The organism is Streptomyces dengpaensis, assembly GCF_002946835.1.
GTDB classification, from domain to species: Bacteria; Actinomycetota; Actinomycetes; order Streptomycetales; family Streptomycetaceae; genus Streptomyces; species Streptomyces dengpaensis.
The window spans coordinates 2339747-2359051 of the sequence record NZ_CP026652.1; the positions used below are offsets into that span (position 1 = coordinate 2339747).

Consider the following 19305-nt stretch of genomic DNA (forward strand, 5'->3'; position numbering starts at 1 on the left):
ACCCACAACACGCACGCTCCCGCACCACGCACACATCCCCACACTCCCCGGCCCCGCCACCCGCCAGATCCCGCCCCAAGCGCCCCGCAACACGCCCCAGCCCCTTCCGCCTGCGCCGCTCCCCGGCACCCCACCCTCTACCGCACACCCCTACACGGCCCGACGATCCCCCCACCGCCGCCACGCCTTCCCTCACACCCCCCGCCAGCGATCCGCCCCCGCACCCTCCGCCACACGAGCCCTCGGCACGCAGTGCACCGGCAGCAGGCTCAACCCCCACCCCCCGGCCGCGACCGCACCCTCGAGCACCCCGGCGTCGGGCACGAGCGCGAGCCGGAGCACACTCCACCACCACAGCGCACCCAACCCCAGTGCAGCCCCCCAGCGCACTATCCGCCGCGCCATGGCGCCCACCTCCCGCCCGACGCTAGACCGCGGTCCGCACGCGCCGGCAGGGCGCACCTACGGCACACAGGCACGCCCCGGGCGGGCGCCGAGGACGAGGCCGAGGACAGTCACCCGTTCTCCGCCTGGAACATCCAGTGATGCTTCTCGAGGTCGGCCGTGACCCCGATGAAGACGTCCTGGCTCACCGGATCCGCCTCCCCGGTCGCCTCCAGCCGCTCACGCATCCGCGTGATCACCACGCCCAACGCGTCCACGAGCGTCTTCACGGCGGCCGTGTCCTTGACCCAGCCCTCGGGCGTAGCCCCGATGCCGCTGCTGGCGGCCACCGTCCCGGCCCGCCCGTCCGGCGGCACACCCAGCGTCGAGAGGCGCTCCGCCACGATGTCGGAGTACCGACGCGCGGAGTCCACGACCTCGTCGAGCTGCAGATGGATGGAGCGGAAGCGCGGGCCCACCACGTTCCAGTGGACCTGCTTCGCCACAAGGGCGAGGTCCACCAGGTCGACCAGCGCGCCCTGCAGCGCCACGGACACGGTCTTGAGGTCCGCGTCGGACAACGGACTCTTCACGACATACATCCATATCCTCCGATGACGACGACCAAGATGATCAGGATCATGACGACCAGAACAACCAGAGCGACCGAACGACCGGACGACCCGGCAATCGGACTACCGGACTACCGGACGACGGGATCAACCGGACCAAGACGACCGCGCAACCGGAACGACTAGACCGACGAGGGACGAGGACACTCCCAACGTCCAACCCGCAACCGCCGGCTGGACCCTGTCCCACCCCGCCCTTCCACCATCGCCGCCCCACCGCATACCGGCAAATGGACGCATACAGAACACCCGTACAACGCGAAAAAACCCCGGCCGTACTCCTCCGGGTCTCCCCGGAGAAGCCCCGGCCGGGGCTTCACACACACATCCTCAGCTCATGAGCACGAGCTCGTGAGCGTCAGGCAGCGACGACGTCGACCGCCTCGGTAGGCGCCTTGATCGTGACCCGTTCCGGTGGCACACCGGTCACCGATACGGAATTGAGCATCGGGCGACGCACCGGTGCGGGCACCGGCTCGGTGGCCGCAGCCGACTGTGCCAGCTCCGCGAGGGCGAGCTCGTCGCTCACTTCCCGCATGAGCTCGGACATCCGTACGTCCAGCGCGTCGCAGATCGCGGAGAGCAGCTCGGAGGACGCCTCCTTCTGCCCCCGCTCCACCTCGGAAAGATAGCCGAGTGAAACTCGGGCGGACGAGGAGACTTCGCGCAGAGTACGGCCCTGGCGCTGGCGCTGCCGACGCAGCACGTCACCCAGCAGGCGACGGAGCAGAATCATCGGTGGCTCCCTCCTCGGACCGCGTAGCCGCATCCTTCACGCCCCACCGTACCGCCTTGCGCTGCGGCCGTGCGGGGAGCGATGTCGTGTTCACTCAGGGCTGCAAACATCAAAACCCCCCGTTCTGTTCCGTATCCTGTGCCCGCTCATTCCCAGTCTGTTCGCCCGCAAGCTCCTTCAGGAGCAGTGCGAGTACGCTCCGTACACTCTCCATACGGATTTCCGCCCGGTCGCCGTTCAACCGCAGCGGTATCACTTTCCCGCCACCAGCGGCATCAAATGACGACGATGACGGCCCGTCGACGGCCACGAAGACGGTGCCGACCGGGTGTCCGTCCTGGGGCTCGGGACCGGCGACGCCCGTGGTCGCGATCCCCCAGTCCGCACCGAGCGCCTTGCGCACGCCGACTGCCATCTGGGCCGCGACCTGCGGATCCACCGCACCGCGCTGGGCCAGCAGAGTGGCGTCGACGCCCAGCAGCTCATGCTTGAGCTCGGTGGCGTACGCGGTCACGGAGCCCCGGAAGGCCTTGGACGCGCCCGGCGTCGCGGTGATCTCCGCCGCCACCAGACCACCGGTGAGCGACTCGGCGACGGCGAGCGTCTCGCCCCTCACCGTGAGTAGTCGCAGCACTTCAGTGGCCACGGAATTCACCGCTCCGCCTCCTCGGCCGCCGCCTGCCGCTCAGCGATTCCGCGCTTGCGCAGCACAATGGCCTGTCTCACGTAGTCGAGCCCGGTGACCACGGTCAGGACGACCGCCACGGCCATCACCCAGAACCTCAGGGTGGCCAGCGGCCCCGTCAGCGCCAGGATGTACATCCCGACCGCCGTGCCCTGGGCCAGCGTCTTCATCTTGCCGCCGCGGCTCGCGGGGATGACCCCGTAACGGATCACCACGAAGCGCAGCAGGGTGATGCCGAGCTCCCGCCCGAGGATCACTCCCGTCACCCACCACGGCAGATCGCCGAGCGAGGACAGGCAGATCAGCGCCGCCCCCATGATCGCCTTGTCCGCTATGGGGTCGGCGATCTTGCCGAAGTCGGTGACGAGGTTGTAGCTGCGGGCCAGATGACCGTCGAAGATGTCGGTGATCATGGCGACGGCGAAGGCCGCCCAGGCCCAGGCGCGCCAGGCGGGGTCGTACCCGCCGTCGGCCAGCATCAGCACCACGAAGCCCGGCACCAGGACGAGCCGGATCATGGTCAGGATGTTCGCGATGTTCCAGAGGCTGGCCTGGTTGACGGCCGCAGCGCCCAGCTTCCCGCCTCGCACCGGCTTCGCGCCACCCGGAGCACCAGATGCGCCGGCCGCACCTTTGGCGCTGGGAGAGCCGCCCGCCGCGGATGCCGGGACTCCGGTCATCTGCCCGCCTCCTCAGTACACGGGAGTGAGCCCAGGAGAGGCTCGGCCACCAGGTCTACACCTTCCGTACCGACCACCTTGGCCTCGACGATACGGCCGACGGTCAGACCTTCGCCGCTCGTGAACAGCACCTGGCCGTCCGTCTCGGGCGCCTGGTGCGCGGCACGGCCATACGCGCCCTCGTCGCCGTCGAGGGACTCCACGAGCACGTAGACGGTCTCGCCGACGCGCTCCTCGGCGCGCTGCGCGACCAGTTCCTCGGCGAGCCGGGACACGCGCGCGAGGCGCTCGGCGACGACGTCCTCGTGCAGCTTGTTCTCGTACGTCGCCGCCTCGGTGCCCTCCTCGTCGGAATACCCGAAGACACCGATCGCGTCGAGGCGGGCGCCCGTGAGGAACCGCTCCAGCTCCGCGAGGTCGGCCTCGGTCTCGCCGGGGAAGCCCACGATGAAGTTGGACCGCACACCGGCCTGCGGGGCCTTGGCGCGGATGGTGTCGAGCAGTTCCAGGAAGCGGTCGGTGTCGCCGAAGCGCCGCATCGCGCGCAGCACGTCGGGCGCGGAGTGCTGGAAGGACAGGTCGAAGTAGGACGCGATGTTCGGCGTCGAGGTCAGGACGTCGATGAGTCCAGGACGCATCTCGGCGGGCTGCAGGTAGCTGACCCGCACACGCTCCAGGCCCTCGATCTCGGCGAGCTCGGGCAGCAGGGTCTCCAGGAGGCGGATGTCGCCCAGGTCCTTGCCGTACGAGGTGTTGTTCTCGGAGACCAGCATGATCTCCTTGACGCCTTGATCGGCCAGCCAGCGCGCCTCGTTCACTACGTCGCTGGGGCGGCGCGAGATGAACGAACCCCGGAAAGACGGGATGGCGCAGAAGGAGCAGCGCCGGTCGCAGCCGGAGGCGAGCTTCACCGAGGCGACGGGCGCGCCGTCGAGGCGGCGGCGCAGGGGCGCGCGGGGCCCCGACACCGGGGCCACGCCCTGGGGGAGGTCCGAGGGGGCGCCATGGCCGGGAAGGGCCACTTCCTCACCGGCGCTCTGCCGCTCGGCCGGGCTGATCGGCAGCAGCTTGCGCCGGTCGCGCGGGGTGTGGGAGGCGTGGATGCCGCCGTTCAGGATGGTCTGGAGGCGGTCGGAGATGTCGGCGTAGTCGTCGAAGCCGAGTACGCCGTCGGCCTCGGGCAGCGCCTCGGCGAGCTCCTTGCCGTACCGCTCGGCCATGCAGCCCACCGCCACGACGGCCTGGGTTCTGCCACGTCCCTTGAGATCATTGGCTTCTAGGAGGGCGTCGACGGAGTCCTTCTTGGCGGCCTCGACGAAGCCACAGGTGTTGACGACGGCGACGTCCGCTTCCTCGGCGTCCTCCACGAGTTGCCAGCCGTCCGCCTCCAAGCGGCCTGCGAGCTCCTCCGAGTCCACCTCGTTACGGGCGCAGCCAAGGGTGACGAGTGCGACGGTACGGCGTTCAGGCATGGGCTCAAGACTACTTCGTCCCGCTGACAGCCCACGTCGACGGGGTTGGCCGATCTTGGCCAACCCCGTACCCGCTCACCCCATGCGGTCGTTTATCCGACCTCGGGGTCGCCCTTCGTGTACGTGAGGCGCTCGACCGCGCCGGGCTGGAAGTCGTTCTCGATCTTCTTGCCGTTCACGTACAGCTGGATCGCTCCGGCGTCACCGAGGATGAGGTTGATCTTCGAGCTGTCCTGGAAGGTCTTGGAGTCGCCCTGCTTGAGCAGCCCGTCGAAGAGCATCCGGCCGTTGTGGTCCTTGGCCGAGATCCAGCTGCGCCCGTCCACGGCGCTGACCTGCACGGTCACCTTGTCCTGCGGGGCGGCCGCGATGGCGCTGTCGGACGGGTCCGGCTTCGGGTCGGTGGGCTTGGTCCCGGTCGGCTTGGCCGCGGGCTTGCTGGTGGTCGGCGTTGCCCCTTCGGCGACCTGGTTCTTGGTGTCGTCCCCGCTGTCGCTGCCCTGAGCCACGGTGAACCCGACGAAGCCGATCACCGCGACGATCGCGGCGACCATGGCGGCCGTCCAGTTCGGCCCGCGCCGCTCGGGGCGGATACGTTCCGCCTCGAAGAGCGGGGCCGCCGGCGTCGGTGTGGGGCGGCCACCGCGCTCGGCGTCGTACCGGGCGAGCAGCGGGGCGGGATCGAGGTCCACGGCGCGTGCCAGGGTCCGGATGTGCCCGCGCGCGTAGACGTCGCCGCCACAAGGGGCGAAGTCGTCCTGCTCGATGGCGTGGACGATGGCGACGCGGACCCGGGTGGCGTTGCTGATGTCGTCGACCGTCAGCCCGGCGTCGATGCGTGCCTGCCGCAAGGCATGGCCGATCGAGAGCTGCTCGGGCTCGTGGTCGTCTTCGAACGGACGCTCGTCTTCTGGGGAGTTGCCGTCAGGGGAGTTGCCGATGGACACGGGGGCGCCTTTCGAGCGTGTAGCCACCTGTGCTGGAGGTTCAGTCTAGGGGGGGTACGAAAGGGTGGGGCAACCGGGCGGTAGGACTTTGTACGCCATCAGAATGGCCGGTCATCCTGATGCTGGGACATGAACGTGTCCCCTCGCTCAACTTGACGTTCGCCGAAGGGAAACGGTTGCTCGCCGCTCGCTTACGGGTGAGTCACGTTCGAATATCCACGTACCGCGAAACGTATCGCGGTACGTGCCGTGAACCCGTCCGCACGGCGACCGGCCTGGCCCGTTTTCCTCCATCAGAGGCCTTACGCTTCAGCTTCCCCACGAATCACCGCGAGCACTCCATCCAGTTCGTCGGCCTTCACAAGAACGTCACGCGCCTTGGAGCCCTCGCTGGGGCCGACGATGCCGCGCGACTCCATGAGGTCCATCAGCCGCCCCGCCTTGGCGAAGCCGACGCGCAGCTTGCGCTGGAGCATCGAGGTCGACCCGAACTGCGTGGAGACGACCAGTTCGGCGGCGGCGCACAGCAGGTCGAGGTCGTCGCCGATGTCCTCGTCGATCTCCTTCTTCTGCTTGGTGCCCACGGTGACGTCGTCCCGGAAGACCGGCGCCATCTGATCCTTGCAGTGCTGCACGATCGCCGCGACCTCGTCCTCGGTGACGAAGGCGCCCTGCATACGGGTCGGTTTGTTGGCCCCCATCGGCAGGAAGAGCCCGTCGCCCTTGCCGATCAGCTTCTCGGCGCCCGGCTGGTCGAGGATGACGCGCGAGTCCGCCAGGGACGATGTCGCGAAGGCAAGCCGCGACGGCACGTTCGCCTTGATCAGGCCGGTGACGACGTCCACGGACGGCCGCTGTGTGGCGAGCACCAGGTGGATGCCGGCCGCGCGCGCGAGTTGTGTGATGCGCACGATCGCGTCCTCGACGTCGCGCGGCGCGACCATCATCAGGTCCGCCAGCTCGTCGACGATCACCAGCAGGTACGGGTACGGCTGGAGCTCGCGCTCACTGCCCTCGGGCAGCTTCACCTTGCCGTTCCTGATGGCCTCGTTGAAGTCGTCGATGTGCCGGAAGCCGAACGCCGCGAGGTCGTCGTAGCGCAGATCCATCTCCCGTACGACCCATTGCAGCGCCTCGGCGGCCCGCTTCGGGTTGGTGATGATCGGCGTGATCAGGTGCGGAATGCCCTCGTACGCGGTCAGCTCGACCCGCTTGGGGTCGACGAGGACCATCCGCACGTCCTCGGGAGTGGCGCGGACCATCACGGACGTAATCAGGCAGTTAATGCACGAGGATTTACCGGAACCGGTGGCTCCGGCGACCAGCACGTGTGGCATCTTCGCGAGGTTGGCCATCACATAGCCGCCCTCCACGTCCTTGCCCAGCGCGACGAGCATCGGGTGGTCGTCCTCGGCCGCGTCCGCGAGGCGCAGCACGTCACCGAGGTTGACCATCTCGCGGTCGGAGTTCGGGATCTCGATACCGACCGCGGACTTGCCGGGGATGGGGCTGATGATCCGTACGTCGGGGCTGGCGACGGCGTACGCGATGTTCTTCGTGAGCGCGGTGATCCGCTCGACCTTCACGGCGGGGCCGAGCTCGACCTCGTAGCGCGTGACCGTCGGACCGCGCGTGAACCCGGTGACGGCGGCGTCGACCTTGAACTCCATGAAGACGTTCTGCAGCGAGGCGACGATCGCGTCATTGGCGGCGCTGCGCGTCTTGCCGGGGCCGCCGCGCTCCAGGAGGTCGAGCGGCGGCAAGGCGTAGGTGATGTCGCCGGAGAGCTGCAGCTGCTCCGCGCGCGGGGGCAGGTCGCGCGGCGCGTCGGGCGCGGCCTTGGTGAGGTCGGGCACGACCGACTCGACCGGCAGGGCCTCCTGCTTGGGCGGCTTGCCGCCCTTACTGCCGCGCGCGGCCGGTACGGGCGTCGTCTCCTCGTACCCGTCCCGCTCCACGGCGACGCCCTGCGTCAGATCGGCGACCAGCGGCGAGGGCGGCATCCCGTGCAGCACGGCTCCGTCGAGCGCGGCAGCGGCGGCCGCGGCGATGTCCACCGCGTCCATCGGCCGGTTCATGTCGGGCTGCTGCACGGCGGGCCGCCGGGGGCGGCTCCTGCGCTTGCTGAGCGCCACCTGCTCGGCGTCCTGGGGGTCGTATGCCTCAGGGACGCGCGAGCGCCTCCGGGAGCGCGTGGGGAGCGCCTCGCGCCACTGCTCGTCGTAGCGCTCGTCGTCCTCGCCGAAGTCGGCCTCGTCGACGTCGGCCTGGACGATGCCCAGCTTCTGGCCCAGCAGACGCAGCCGCTGCGGAATCGCGTTGACCGGGGTCGCCGTCACGACCAGCAGCCCGAAGATCGTGAGCAGCACGAGGAGCGGTACGGCCAGGACCTCGCCCATCGCGTACGTCAGCGGGGTGGACGCGCCCCAGCCGATGAGCCCCCCGGCATCTCTTATCGCCTGCATGCCGTCGCCGCGCGCGGGCGCACCGCAGGCGATGTGGACCTGGCCGAGCACGCCGATGACGAGCGCGGACAGGCCGATCACGATGCGGCCGTTGGCCTCGGGCTGCTCGGGGTGACGGATGAGCCGGGCCGCGATGGCGCCCAGCAGTATCGGGACGAGCAGGTCGAGGCGGCCGAAGGCGCCGGTCACCAGCATCTCGACGAGGTCGCCCACGGGGCCGCGCAGATTGGACCACGTACCCGCCGCGACGATCAGCGCGAGGCCGAGCAGCAGGAGCGCGACACCGTCCTTGCGGTGCGCCGGGTCGAGCCCTTTCGCGCCCCTCCCTATGCCGCGGAACATCGCTCCGACGGCATGCGCGAGGCCCAGCCACACGACGCGTACGAGTCTGTACACGCCGGAGGTCGGGTTGGGCGCCGGCGCGGGAGCGGGCTTCTTCGCCGCGGCTTTCTTGGCGGGCGCCTTCTTGGCGGCTGCCTTCTTCGCGGGGGCCTTCTTCGCCGGAGCCTTCGTCGGAGCGGCCGCCTTCTTCACGGGCGGCTTCTTGGCTGCGGACTGACGTGAGGCCATGTGTGTGAGGTTACCGGTGGAGACGACAGCGGACACGTGTGCCTCGTGCTTCACCCGTTCGTGTCGCCCTTACCGAGGACGGAAACTGACGTCGACTCACTCAGGCCGCGGAGCCCGGGAGCGTTCAGTTCTGCGACGGCACCGCGGGTGCCCCGCTCCCCGTGCCCGGTTCCAACGCGTCCAGCGCCCTGCGCAGGCCCGTGAGTTTGCGTTCGAGATGGGCCGCGGTCGCCACTGCCGCCGCGTCCGCCGAGTCGTCGTCGAGCTGCTTGGACAGCGCCTCGGCCTGCTCCTCAACGGCCGCGAGCCGCGCGGACAGTTCGGCGAGGAGGCCGGCGGGCTCTTTGGCGTCGCCGAGCGCCGCCTTGCCGCCGCCCTCCAGCTGGAGCCGCAGCAGGGCCGCCTGCTCCCTCAGTTGGCAGTTCTTCATGTAGAGCTCGACGAAGACGGAGACCTTCGCGCGCAGCACCCATGGGTCGAACGGCTTGGAGATGTAGTCCACCGCACCCGCCGCGTACCCCCGGAAGGTGTGGTGCGGGCCGTGGTTGATGGCGGTGAGAAAGATGATCGGGATGTCCCGGGTCCGTTCTCGCCGCTTGATGTGCGCGGCGGTTTCGAAACCGTCCATGCCCGGCATCTGGACGTCCAGCAGAATGACCGCGAAGTCGTCCGTGAGTAGTGCTTTGAGCGCTTCCTCCCCGGACGATGCCCGCACCAGTGTCTGATCGAGCGCGGAGAGAATTGCCTCCAGCGCCAGCAGATTCTCCGGCCGGTCATCGACCAGGAGGATCTTGGCCTTCTGCACCATGGCCCGCCCTCCTCGCCCCGGCATGGGGCCTCCCCTGTCCGCAGGACTTGGGGAAGCACCGGGGGCCGCCCCAGGGGACGGCTTCCTTGCGCCGTCCGTCCTTGTGCCGGTCATGGTAGCCGCACCCCGACCGTCGCCACACCCTGTCACCGCGATGTCACTGTGCACGTAGCAGAAACGTAGTGGGAGACCAGAAGGTTCCCCGAATCCCGGACTTCTACACGGCTTCGGGCACAGTGAGTTATGCGACGCCGGGTCCGCCGCGCCGCCGGTCCGCCGCACCGCCGGTCCGCCGCGCCGCCGGTCCGGCGCGAACGGCCCGGCGTTCCGGTCGCCGGCACCGCGTGGCGACCGGGCTCGACACCACGCGCCGGCTGAACTCGCCGCACAAGAGCCGATCACTCCTCACGCATCCACTGCTCCATCACGGAGAGCAGATGATCAGGATCGACCGGTTTCGTCACATAGTCGGAAGCGCCCGACTCGATGGCCTTCTCACGGTCGCCCTTCATCGCCTTCGCCGTGAGCGCGATGATCGGCAGCCCGGCGAACTGCGGCATCCGGCGAATCGCCGTCGTCGTGGCGTATCCGTCCATCTCGGGCATCATGATGTCCATCAGGACGACCGTCACATCGTCGTGCTGCTCCAGGACTTCGATCCCCTCGCGGCCGTTCTCGGCGTACAGCACCGACAGTCCGTGCTGCTCCAGGACACTGGTCAGCGCGAACACGTTACGGATGTCGTCGTCGACGATCAGGACCTTCTCGCCCTCGAACCGGATGCCCCGACTCTGCTGCGGCGCCGTGTCCTGCTGCCCCCGAGCCGCCCACTGCTCCTGAGCCGGGCCCGTAGCGCCGTTCGGCTGCCCCGGCAGCGCGCTGCGCTGTTCGACCGCGGAGACCGCCCTGCGGCGCCTCCTGAAGAGCGCGGCGGGCCCGTTCTGCGTCTCCTGGTACGACTTCACCTCGGCCGGCGTCTCGATGTCGGCCTCGGACAGCTCCGCCTCGGAGGCCAGCAACTCCCCGGCCCCCATCGCCGGCGCGAGCTGCCCATAGCCCTGCGGCGGCAGTTCGCTCGGGTGCAGCGGCAAATACAGCGTGAACGTGGAGCCGCGTCCCGGTTCGCTCTGCGCGTGGATCTCGCCGCCCAGCAGCCGCGCGATCTCCCGCGAGATCGACAGCCCCAGACCCGTACCGCCGTACTTCCTGCTCGTCGTGCCGTCCGCCTGCTTGAAGGCCTCGAAAATGACCCGCATCTTGCTGGCCGCGATACCGATGCCGGTGTCCGTCACGGAGAACGCGATCAGATCGGCGTCCGCGTCCCGCAGCGAGCCGGCCTCCAGGAGCTGCTCCCGGATGGCCACCGGAACATCCGCCCCGGCGGGCCGGATCACCAATTCGACCGCTCCGGAGTCGGTGAACTTCACCGCGTTGGACAGCAGGTTGCGCAGCACCTGAAGGAGCCGCTGCTCGTCGGTGTGCAGCGTGGCGGGCAGTTCCGGCGACACGCGTACGGAGAAATCGAGGCCCTTCTCTGCGGTCAGCGGGCGGAAAGTGGCCTCTACGTAGTCGACGAGCTGGACGAGCGCGATACGGGTCGGCGACACGTCCATCTTGCCCGCCTCGACCTTCGACAGGTCGAGGATGTCGTTGATCAGCTGGAGCAGGTCGGAACCCGCGCCGTGGATCGTCTCGGCGAACTCGACCTGCTTCGGAGTGAGGTTCGAGTCCGCGTTGTCGGCGAGCAACTTGGCGAGGATCAGCAGGGAGTTGAGCGGCGTACGCAGCTCGTGGGACATGTTCGCCAGGAACTCGCTCTTGTAGCGCATGGAGACCGCGAGCTGCTCGGCGCGCTCCTCCAGGACCTGGCGGGCCTCCTCGATCTCGGTGTTCTTGACCTCGATGTCGCGGTTCTGCTGGGCCAGCAGCTCGGCCTTCTCCTCCAGTTCGGCGTTGGAGTCCTGGAGCGCCTTCTGCCGGTTCTCCAGCTCGGCGGACCGCTCACGGAGTTGCTCGGTGAGCTCCTGCGACTGCTTCAGCAGCACCTCCGTCTTGGTGTTGACGGAGATGGTGTTCACGCTCGTCGCGATCATCTCGGCGATCTGGTTCAGGAAGTCCTTCTGGATCTGCGTGAACGGCGTGAAGGACGCCAGCTCGATGACACCGAGCACCGTCCCTTCGAAGAGCACCGGAAGCACGATCACCTGCGCCGGAGGCGCCTCGCCGAGCCCGGAGGAGATCTTCAGGTAGCCGCTCGGCGCGTTCTCCACCAGGATCGTGCGCTTCTCCTTGGCCGCCGTCCCGATCAGCGCCTCGCCGGGCCGGAACGACGTCGGCATGGAGCCCATCGAGTAGCCGTACGACCCGAGCATGCGCAGCTCGTACGCCTCCTCGTCCTCGGCACGCGCGTCCTTGCCGTCGACCAGCGGCATCGACAGGAAGAACGCGCCGTGCTGCGCCGAGACGACCGGCGTCAGCTCGCTCATGATGAGCGAGGCCACGTCGTCGAGGTCGCGCCGCCCCTGCATCAACGCGGAGATGCGGGCGAGGTTGCCCTTGAGCCAGTCCTGCTCCTTGTTGGCGATCGTGGTGTCGCGCAGGTTGGCGATCATCTTGTTGATGTAGTCCTGAAGTTCCTGGATCTCGCCGGAGGCGTCCACGTCGATCTTCAGGTTGAGGTCGCCGCGGGTCACCGCGGTCGCCACGCGCGCGATGGCCCGCACCTGACGGGTCAGGTTCCCGGCCATCTCGTTCACCGACTCGGTGAGGTCGCGCCAGGTGCCGTCGACGTCACGCACGCGTGCCTGGCCGCCCAACTGCCCCTCGGTGCCCACCTCGCGGGCGACTCGGGTGACTTCCTCGGCGAAGGACGAGAGCTGGTCGACCATCGTGTTGATGGTGGTCTTCAGCTCCAGGATCTCGCCGCGCGCGTCGATGTCGATCTTCTTGGTCAGGTCGCCCTTGGCGATGGCCGTGGTGACCATCGCGATGTTGCGCACCTGGCCGGTCAGGTTGGACGCCATCCCGTTCACGGACTCGGTGAGGTCCTTCCACGTACCGGACACGCCCGGTACGCGCGCCTGCCCGCCGAGGATGCCGTCCGTACCCACCTCGCGGGCCACCCGGGTGACCTGGTCGGCGAACGAACTCAGCGTCTTCACCATGGTGTTGACGGTGTCGGCGAGCTGGGCGACCTCGCCGCTCGCCTCGACCGTGACCTTCTTGGTGAGGTCGCCGTTGGCCACCGCCGTCGCGACCTGCGAGATGTTCCGCACCTGATTGGTCAGGTTGTTGGCCATCACGTTGACGTTGTCGCTCAGGTCCTTCCAGATGCCCGTGACACCCGGCACCCGAGCCTGCCCGCCCAGGTTGCCCTCGGTGCCCACCTCGCGGGCCACCCGGGTCACCTGCTCGGCGAAGTTGGACAGCTGGTCGACCATCGTGTTGACGGTGGTGACGAGTTCGAGGATCTCGCCCTTCGCGTCGACGGTGATCTTCTTCGACAGGTCACCCTTGGCGACCGCGGTCGTGACCTCGGCGATGTTCCGCACCTGAATGGTCAGGTTGTTCGCCATGAAGTTCACGGACTGCGTGAGGTCCTTCCAGGTGCCGGAGACACCCTGCACCTCGGCCTGTCCGCCGAGCATGCCCTCGGTACCCACCTCGCGGGCCACCCGCGTGACCTGCTCGGCGAAGTTCGAGAGCTGGTCCACCATCGTGTTGAGGGTGTTCTTCAGCTCCAGGATCTCGCCGCGCGCGTCCACGTCGATCTTCTGCGACAGGTCACCACGGGCCACCGCAGTCGCGACCTGCGCGATGTTCCGCACCTGCGCGGTGAGGTTGCCGGCCATGCCGTTCACGGAGTCGGTCAGGTCGCGCCACACACCGGCGACGCCGGGCACCTGCGCCTGACCGCCGAGGCGGCCCTCGGTACCCACCTCACGGGCGACCCGCGTCACCTGGTCGGCGAACGCGGAGAGCTGGTCCACCATCGTGTTGATGGTGTTCTTCAGCTCCAGGATCTCGCCGCGCGCGTCCACGTCGATCTTCTGCGACAGGTCTCCCCGGGCCACGGCTGTGGTGACCTGGGCGATCTGCCGCACCTGTGACGTCAGGTTCCCCGCCATGAAGTTGACGGAGTCGGTGAGTTCCTTCCACGTACCGGATACGCCGTCGACGCGGGCCTGACCGCCGAGGCGGCCCTCCGTGCCCACGTCACGGGCCATACGGGTCACCTGGTCGGCGAAGCTCGACAGCTGGTCCACCATGGTGTTCACGGTGTTCTTCAGCTGGAGCATTTCGCCGGAGACGTCCACGGTGACCTTCTGCGACAGATCGCCGTTGGCGACCGCCGTGGTCACCTGCGCGATGTTGCGCACCTGACCCGTCAGGTTCTGGAACGCCGTGTTGACGGAGTCGGTGAGGTCCTTCCACGTACCGGCCACGCCCGGGACCTGCGCCTGGCCGCCCAGTTCGCCCTCGACACCGACCTCGCGCGCCACGCGCGTGACCTCGACACCAAACGACGACAGCTGGTCGACCATCGTGTTGACGGTGTTCTTCAGCTCCAGCATCTCGCCGGCGACGTCGACAGTGACCTTCTGGGAGAGGTCACCGTTGGCCACGGCCGTCGTCACCGCGGCGATGTCGCGCACCTGGGTCGTGAGATTCCGGAAGACCGTGTTGACGGAATCCGTCAGGTCCTTCCACGTCCCCGCCGCGCCCGGCACGTTCGCCTGCCCGCCGAGCCGTCCTTCGCCACCGACTTCGTTGGCCACGCGCGTGACCTCGTCGGCAAAGGTCCGCAGCGTCTCGGTCATCTGGTTGATGGTCTCGGCCAGTTGCGCGACCTCGCCGCGCGCGCTGACCGTGACCTTCTGCGACAGGTCACCGCTGGCGACCGCCGTCGTCACCTGGGCGATCCCGCGCACCTGGGCCGTGAGGTTGCCGGCCATGAGGTTCACCGAATCGGTGAGGTCCTTCCACACACCGGCCACACCGGGCACCTGCGCCTGGCCACCGAGCTCGCCCTCGGTGCCCACCTCACGCGCGACGCGCGTCACCTCGGAGGAGAACGAGGACAGCTGGTCCACCATCGTGTTGACGGTGTTCTTCAGCTCCAGCATCTCGCCGGCCACATGAACCGTGACCTTCCGGGACAAGTCACCCTTGGCGACCGCCGTCGTCACGAGAGCGATGTCACGTACCTGAGCCGTCAGCCGGTACGCCATGGTGTTGACCGAATCCGTGAGGTCCTTCCACGAACCGGACATTCCGCGCACCCGGGCCTGACCGCCCAGCTTGCCCTCGGTGCCCACCTCGCTGGCCACACGCGTGACCTCGTCGGTGAACGTCGACAGCTGGTCGACCAGATTGTTGACCGTCCGCCCGACCTTGAGGAACTCCCCGCGCAGCGGGTGCCCGTTGCCGTCCGCGGCCTGCGCCCGCAGTTCCATGCGCGGCGACAAGTCGCCCTCCGCGACCGCGGACAGCACCCTGCCGACCTCGGAGACGGGCCGTACGAGGTCGTCGACGAGCGCGTTGGACGCGTCGATCGCGGCCCCCCAGGAGCCCTCGCAGGCGCCCGTCTCCAGCCGCTCTGTGAGCTTCCCCTCACGCCCCACCATGCGCCGAACGCGCGACAGCTCGCCCGTGAGATGCAGATTACGGTCGGCCACTTCGTTGAAAACCGCCGCAATCTCGGACATCACGCCGTCGCCGGAGACCGTGAGCCGCTTGCGGAAGTTGCCGTCCCGCATCGACACCAGGGCCGCCAGCAGCCGGTCCAGGGCAGCCGTGTCCACCGCGGTGGTGCCACCCCTTGGCGCCCGCCGGTTGTTCAGGGACTGTCCGCCTTTCGCGCGCGTCTTAGTGCCCCGCGTCGCTGCGCCAGACTCCACTGTGTCCCTCCTGCAAGGGTCGACCATTTTTGCTCGGCGTACTCGGGTACTTCGGCTCGGCGTGCTGGAAGGCACTAGCCTGCCCGGACCTTCTCCTGGAGCCTGCCCAGTGTTTCACCCCGGCTGAACCAGGCCATAACAGTTCGGCAGCTTCGCACATCGTCCGCACACCGACCGGACGAAAAGCAAGGGGCCCTCTTCCGGACGGAAACACTGGTGACCGGCATCCGCATGGACGGCGAAGGTAAGTAACCTTGCATGCGGCTGTCCAGCCGTGCCGGTCGCGTCCGGCCTGGACGGTGGCACGAGCACGAGCGGGCAGGCATCGGAGGGGCGCCGCACCATGACCACCGGACTGCATCCTGGGGAACCGCCCCAGGATCCCCGGCCGAGGGGGAACCACGCTCTGCCCCGGCAGGAGCGGATCGGCTACGGAGCCCTGCACGCCGACAACCGGACAAGGAGTTCTGTGATCACCGCGCGCGCGGCCGCCAATTTCGAGCCCGTGGGGCGATCCGTCGCGACCGCCCGCTCCTTTGTCCGGGACACCCTCCAGGGCTGGGGCTTCGCCGACATCATCGACGACGCCGTGGTCCTGACCAGCGAACTCGTCACCAACGCCGTGGTTCATGCGGGCACCTCCGCGGATGTCCTGTGTCTGCGCAGCGACGACGGCGTACGCATCGAGGTGGCGGACCGCTACCCGGAACGAGAGATTCCACTCCAGGCGACGGCTGTGAACATGGGCAGCCCCGACCGCGAGGGCGGCCGCGGCCTCCAGCTGTGCGCGGCACTGGCGGGCCGCTGGGGCGTCGAGTACACGCCCACGCACAAACAGGTCTGGTTCCAACTCGACCTCCCCGAGCGTTCGGTCGGAACCCGCACCGCGGGCCCCTCCCTTCCCTCCGACCTCCTCCCGCTCGCCGACGGCCGCGTCCGCGTCGCGGTCGTCCAGATCGACCGCGCCGGCGCCGTCAACGCGTGGAACGAGGACGCGGAGGAACTTTTCGGTTACGCCGCCGAGCAGGTCACCGGCAAGCCGCTCACCGACTTCGCGGCCTGGCCGCACACGCCCGGCACCAGCACCGGCATCGCCGAGGCCCTCCAGCTCTCGCGCTGGGAGGGCAGTTACGGCATCCGGGGCGCCAACGGCCGCGTCACACCCGTCTACGCCTCACACCTTCGGGTACGCGACACGAGCGGCGAACCCTCCACGGTCTGCCTTCTCGTACGCGACCACGAACGCGCCGTCCTCCAGACCCCGTTGCGCGTCTCGGCCACCGACACGACCACCAGCTCCGAGGGGCAGGCCTCCGACCCCTTCGAGGTCTTCATCGGCTCTCCGCCCCCGGACGACCTCGACGGTCTCCTCCAGCGCACGGTGGAGCGCGCCCGCGACATGCTCGACGGCGACTCCGCCTTCCTGCTCCTCGCGACCGACGACGAAACGGAGTTGGAGGTACGAGCCTCGACGGGCCTCCCCTCCGCCCGCCAGCGATTCGCCCGCGTCCCCGTCGAGGCGGGCTCCGGGCGCTACGGCTCGGCCCGTATGCCCGCCGTGCACGAGGACCTGACGGTCGTCCCCGGCGCCGTACCCCTGCTGGGCGGCACCGGCATGCGCTCGGTCGTCACGGTCCCGTTGAAGGTCGAGGGCCGCCTCACCGGCTCGCTGGGGGTCGCGGCCGAGGCACCCGGCAGATACTCCAACGAGGAGGCTCTGCGCCTCCAGTTCGCCGCCGACCGCATCGCGCTGGCGGTGGAATCGGCCCGCCTGGGCGAGCTGGAACGCCTGCGCCGCGGCTCGCTGTCCTTCCTCGTAGAGGCCTCGGATCTCCTCGCCGGCACCCTGGACCGTGACCAGACGCTGGCCCTCATGGCCCAGATGACAGTCCCGACCCTGGCCACTTGGTGCGCCGTCTACACGATCGCCGACCAGGCCTCGGACCCGTATCTCTCGTATGTCCTGCACGAGGACGAGGAACGCATCGACGGCCTCAAGGCGTTGCTCTCGAAGATCGCCCCACCGGACCCGGTCCCCACCCCCGGCGCCCGCGTCTGGTCCGCGCCGGCCGAGGCCGCCCACGAGGCGGCCCTGCGCACCTCCATGCGCAGCCTGGGCCTGGGCGAGCACTCTTGGATGAGTTCCGGCATCGGTACGACCCTGGCGACCGCCTCGACGGTCGGTGGCGAGACGGTCGTCCTCCCCCTGGTGGCCCGCAACCGCGTCATCGGCATGCTGACCCTCGGCAAGCCGTCGGACGAACACTTCCGCCAGGAGATCCTGGAGTTGGCCGAAGACCTTTCCCGCAGGGCCGCCCTGGCGTTGGACAACGCCCGCCTGTACTCGGAGCGCATGGCCATCAGCCAGTCCCTCCAGCGCAGCCTCCTGCCCCCGGAACTCCCCGACATCGAGGGCGTCGAGGTCGAGGTCATCTACCGCGCGGCCGGCGAGGGCAACGAGGTCGGCGGCGACTTCTACGACCTCTTCCCGATCCGCGACGGCGCGTACGGCTTCGCCATCGGCGACGTCTGCGGTACGGGCCCGGAGGCGGCCGCGGTCACCGGCCTGGCCCGGCACGCGCTCAGGCTCCTGGCCCGCGAGGGCTACGGCGGCCCGGCCGTCCTGGAGCGCCTGAACTCCGCGATCCTCGACGAGGGCGCCCGCAGCCGCTTCCTGACGCTCCTGTACGGCGAGTTGTGGCCCCAGGAGGACGGCAGCGCCGTGCTGAAGGTGGTCTGCGCCGGCCACCCGCTCCCGCTCCGCCTGCGCCAGGACGGCACGGTCGAACCCGCCGCCGAACCGCAGCCGCTCCTCGGCGTCATGGACGACCTGGAGCTGTACGAGCAGACCATCACGCTGGACCCGGGCGACGTCCTGCTGTGCGTCACGGACGGCGTCACGGAGCGCCGCGAGGGCACACGCATGCTGGGCGACGACGGCCTGACGGACGTCCTGACGACGTGCACGGGTCTGACGGCCGGAGCGGTCGCGGCCCGCATCATGCGCGCGGTCGAACGCTTCGCGTCCGACGCACCGTCTGACGACATGGCGATTCTGGCGATGCGGGTTCCCGGCCTCCACAAGGACTGATGCTCGGCACAAGGAGTGAGGCTCAGCTTCGCTTCGGGATACGAGAAAGGCCCCCGCCCGTAAGGGCGGAGGCCTTTTCGTTTCGGAGCCCCCAAACGGAATCGAACCGTTGACCTTCTCCTTACCATGGAGACGCTCTGCCGACTGAGCTATGGGGGCCTGTCGCCTTGTTGAGGTTTCCCCCGCGGCAACGGAATAGATCATACCCTGAACAGAAGCGTGCTCCTAATCAGTCCCGTTGGGGCCTCGTTGGATCACGTCGGATCAGAAGGCGGGCTGCAACAACCCGCCGAGCGCGTTGCACGCGGAGACGATCCGCTGCATCTCCCGCTTCGTCAACTCCCCGTCGACAGGCAGCGCGAGGGTCTCGTCGGCGGCCCGCTCGGTCTCCGGAAGATGTATGTCCCGACGGAACCCGGGCATGCGGTGCACAGGCGTCTTCACGGGCACCCGGCACTCAACTCCCCTGGCCCGTACGGCCCGTGCGAAGGCGTCCCGGTCCGGCCGCCCATTGCCCGGCACCCGCACGACGTACTGCTGGTACGTGTGCCCGTCGCCGCCGACCGGCGTCTGAACGCCGCTCAACCGCACATCGAGGTACGCGGCCCGCTCCCTGCGCTGCGCGACCTCGTCGTACGGCGCCTCGGACTCGCCCTGCTCCAACACCAGGAACCCGTGCCGCTGTCCGACCTCACGCAGCCGCACCATGTCGGCCGACCGACCGAAGCGGTGCACGACAACCAGAGCCGCCGACTGGGGAGTTACGACGGACTCGACGGCGCCGGCGTCGAGGCAGTACGTCACAGGGTCTATGTCGGCGAAGACGACCGTCGCACCAGCCTGCGTCACGGCCTCGGCGACCTCGACGTTCCCGAACGCCGGCACGATGACCTCGTCACCGGCTCCGACACCCGCGGCCCTGAGCATTGCAGCAG

The 19305-nt window shown here is 69.0% G+C and carries 12 protein-coding genes and 1 tRNA gene; 1 reads left to right on the forward strand and 12 read right to left on the reverse strand.

The window, feature by feature from the left end; all coding sequences use genetic code 11:
• Window positions 1–192: 192 nt before the first annotated feature.
• The 10 genes from C4B68_RS43135 to C4B68_RS10560 all read right to left on the reverse strand — a co-directional run bounded on the left by C4B68_RS43135 (window position 193) and on the right by C4B68_RS10560 (window position 15279).
• A complete protein-coding gene (locus C4B68_RS43135; protein WP_099503989.1) occupies window positions 193–405 on the reverse strand; it encodes a hypothetical protein in 213 nt (70 codons plus the stop codon).
• Window positions 406–515: 110 nt separating this feature from the next.
• Window positions 516–986, reverse strand: coding sequence for a Dps family protein (locus C4B68_RS10520; protein ID WP_099503991.1), 471 nt, complete (start codon window positions 984–986; stop codon window positions 516–518).
• Window positions 987–1374: 388 nt separating this feature from the next.
• Window positions 1375–1752, reverse strand: coding sequence for a helix-turn-helix domain-containing protein (locus C4B68_RS10525; RefSeq protein ID WP_028802355.1), 378 nt, complete (start codon window positions 1750–1752; stop codon window positions 1375–1377).
• Window positions 1753–1861: 109 nt separating this feature from the next.
• Window positions 1862–2407, reverse strand: a complete 546-nt coding sequence (locus C4B68_RS10530) for a CinA family protein (protein WP_099503993.1) — start codon at window positions 2405–2407, stop codon at window positions 1862–1864.
• On the reverse strand, window positions 2404–3117 hold the full coding sequence (pgsA, locus tag C4B68_RS10535) for a CDP-diacylglycerol--glycerol-3-phosphate 3-phosphatidyltransferase (protein WP_099503995.1): 714 nt from the start codon (window positions 3115–3117) through the stop codon (window positions 2404–2406). The genes C4B68_RS10530 and pgsA overlap by 4 nt, the downstream gene beginning before the upstream one ends.
• Window positions 3114–4589: a 30S ribosomal protein S12 methylthiotransferase RimO gene (gene rimO / locus C4B68_RS10540; RefSeq protein WP_099503997.1), complete on the reverse strand. Its 1476-nt coding sequence runs from the start codon at window positions 4587–4589 to the stop codon at window positions 3114–3116. Before rimO ends, pgsA begins: the two co-directional genes overlap by 4 nt.
• A gap of 92 nt (window positions 4590–4681) precedes the next feature.
• Entirely contained in the window at window positions 4682–5536 is an 855-nt protein-coding gene (locus tag C4B68_RS10545) for a helix-turn-helix domain-containing protein (RefSeq protein WP_099503999.1), read from the reverse strand.
• A gap of 302 nt (window positions 5537–5838) precedes the next feature.
• The gene (locus tag C4B68_RS10550; protein ID WP_240634293.1) at window positions 5839–8571 is read right to left on the reverse strand and encodes a DNA translocase FtsK; all 2733 of its coding nucleotides are present in this window, start codon (window positions 8569–8571) and stop codon (window positions 5839–5841) included.
• 124 nt (window positions 8572–8695) lie between these two features.
• A complete protein-coding gene (locus C4B68_RS10555) occupies window positions 8696–9379 on the reverse strand; it encodes a response regulator (protein ID WP_099504001.1) in 684 nt (227 codons plus the stop codon).
• A 398-nt stretch (window positions 9380–9777) separates the two neighbouring features.
• Window positions 9778–15279 carry a HAMP domain-containing protein gene (locus C4B68_RS10560; protein WP_099504003.1) on the reverse strand — a complete coding sequence of 1834 codons (5502 nt, stop codon included), beginning with the start codon at window positions 15277–15279 and terminating at the stop codon, window positions 9778–9780.
• Between the two features lie 343 nt (window positions 15280–15622).
• Here C4B68_RS10560 and C4B68_RS10570 point away from each other — a divergent pair, with 343 nt between their 5' ends.
• A complete protein-coding gene (locus C4B68_RS10570) occupies window positions 15623–18370 on the forward strand; it encodes a SpoIIE family protein phosphatase (RefSeq protein ID WP_099504005.1) in 2748 nt (915 codons plus the stop codon).
• A gap of 86 nt (window positions 18371–18456) precedes the next feature.
• On the opposite strand, the gene C4B68_RS10575 is transcribed toward C4B68_RS10570, so the two are convergent.
• A tRNA-Thr gene (locus tag C4B68_RS10575) sits at window positions 18457–18529 on the reverse strand.
• Between the two features lie 105 nt (window positions 18530–18634).
• Window positions 18635–19297: a DegT/DnrJ/EryC1/StrS family aminotransferase gene (locus tag C4B68_RS10580; protein ID WP_099504007.1), complete on the reverse strand. Its 663-nt coding sequence runs from the start codon at window positions 19295–19297 to the stop codon at window positions 18635–18637.
• Between the last annotated feature and the right edge of the window lie 8 nt (window positions 19298–19305).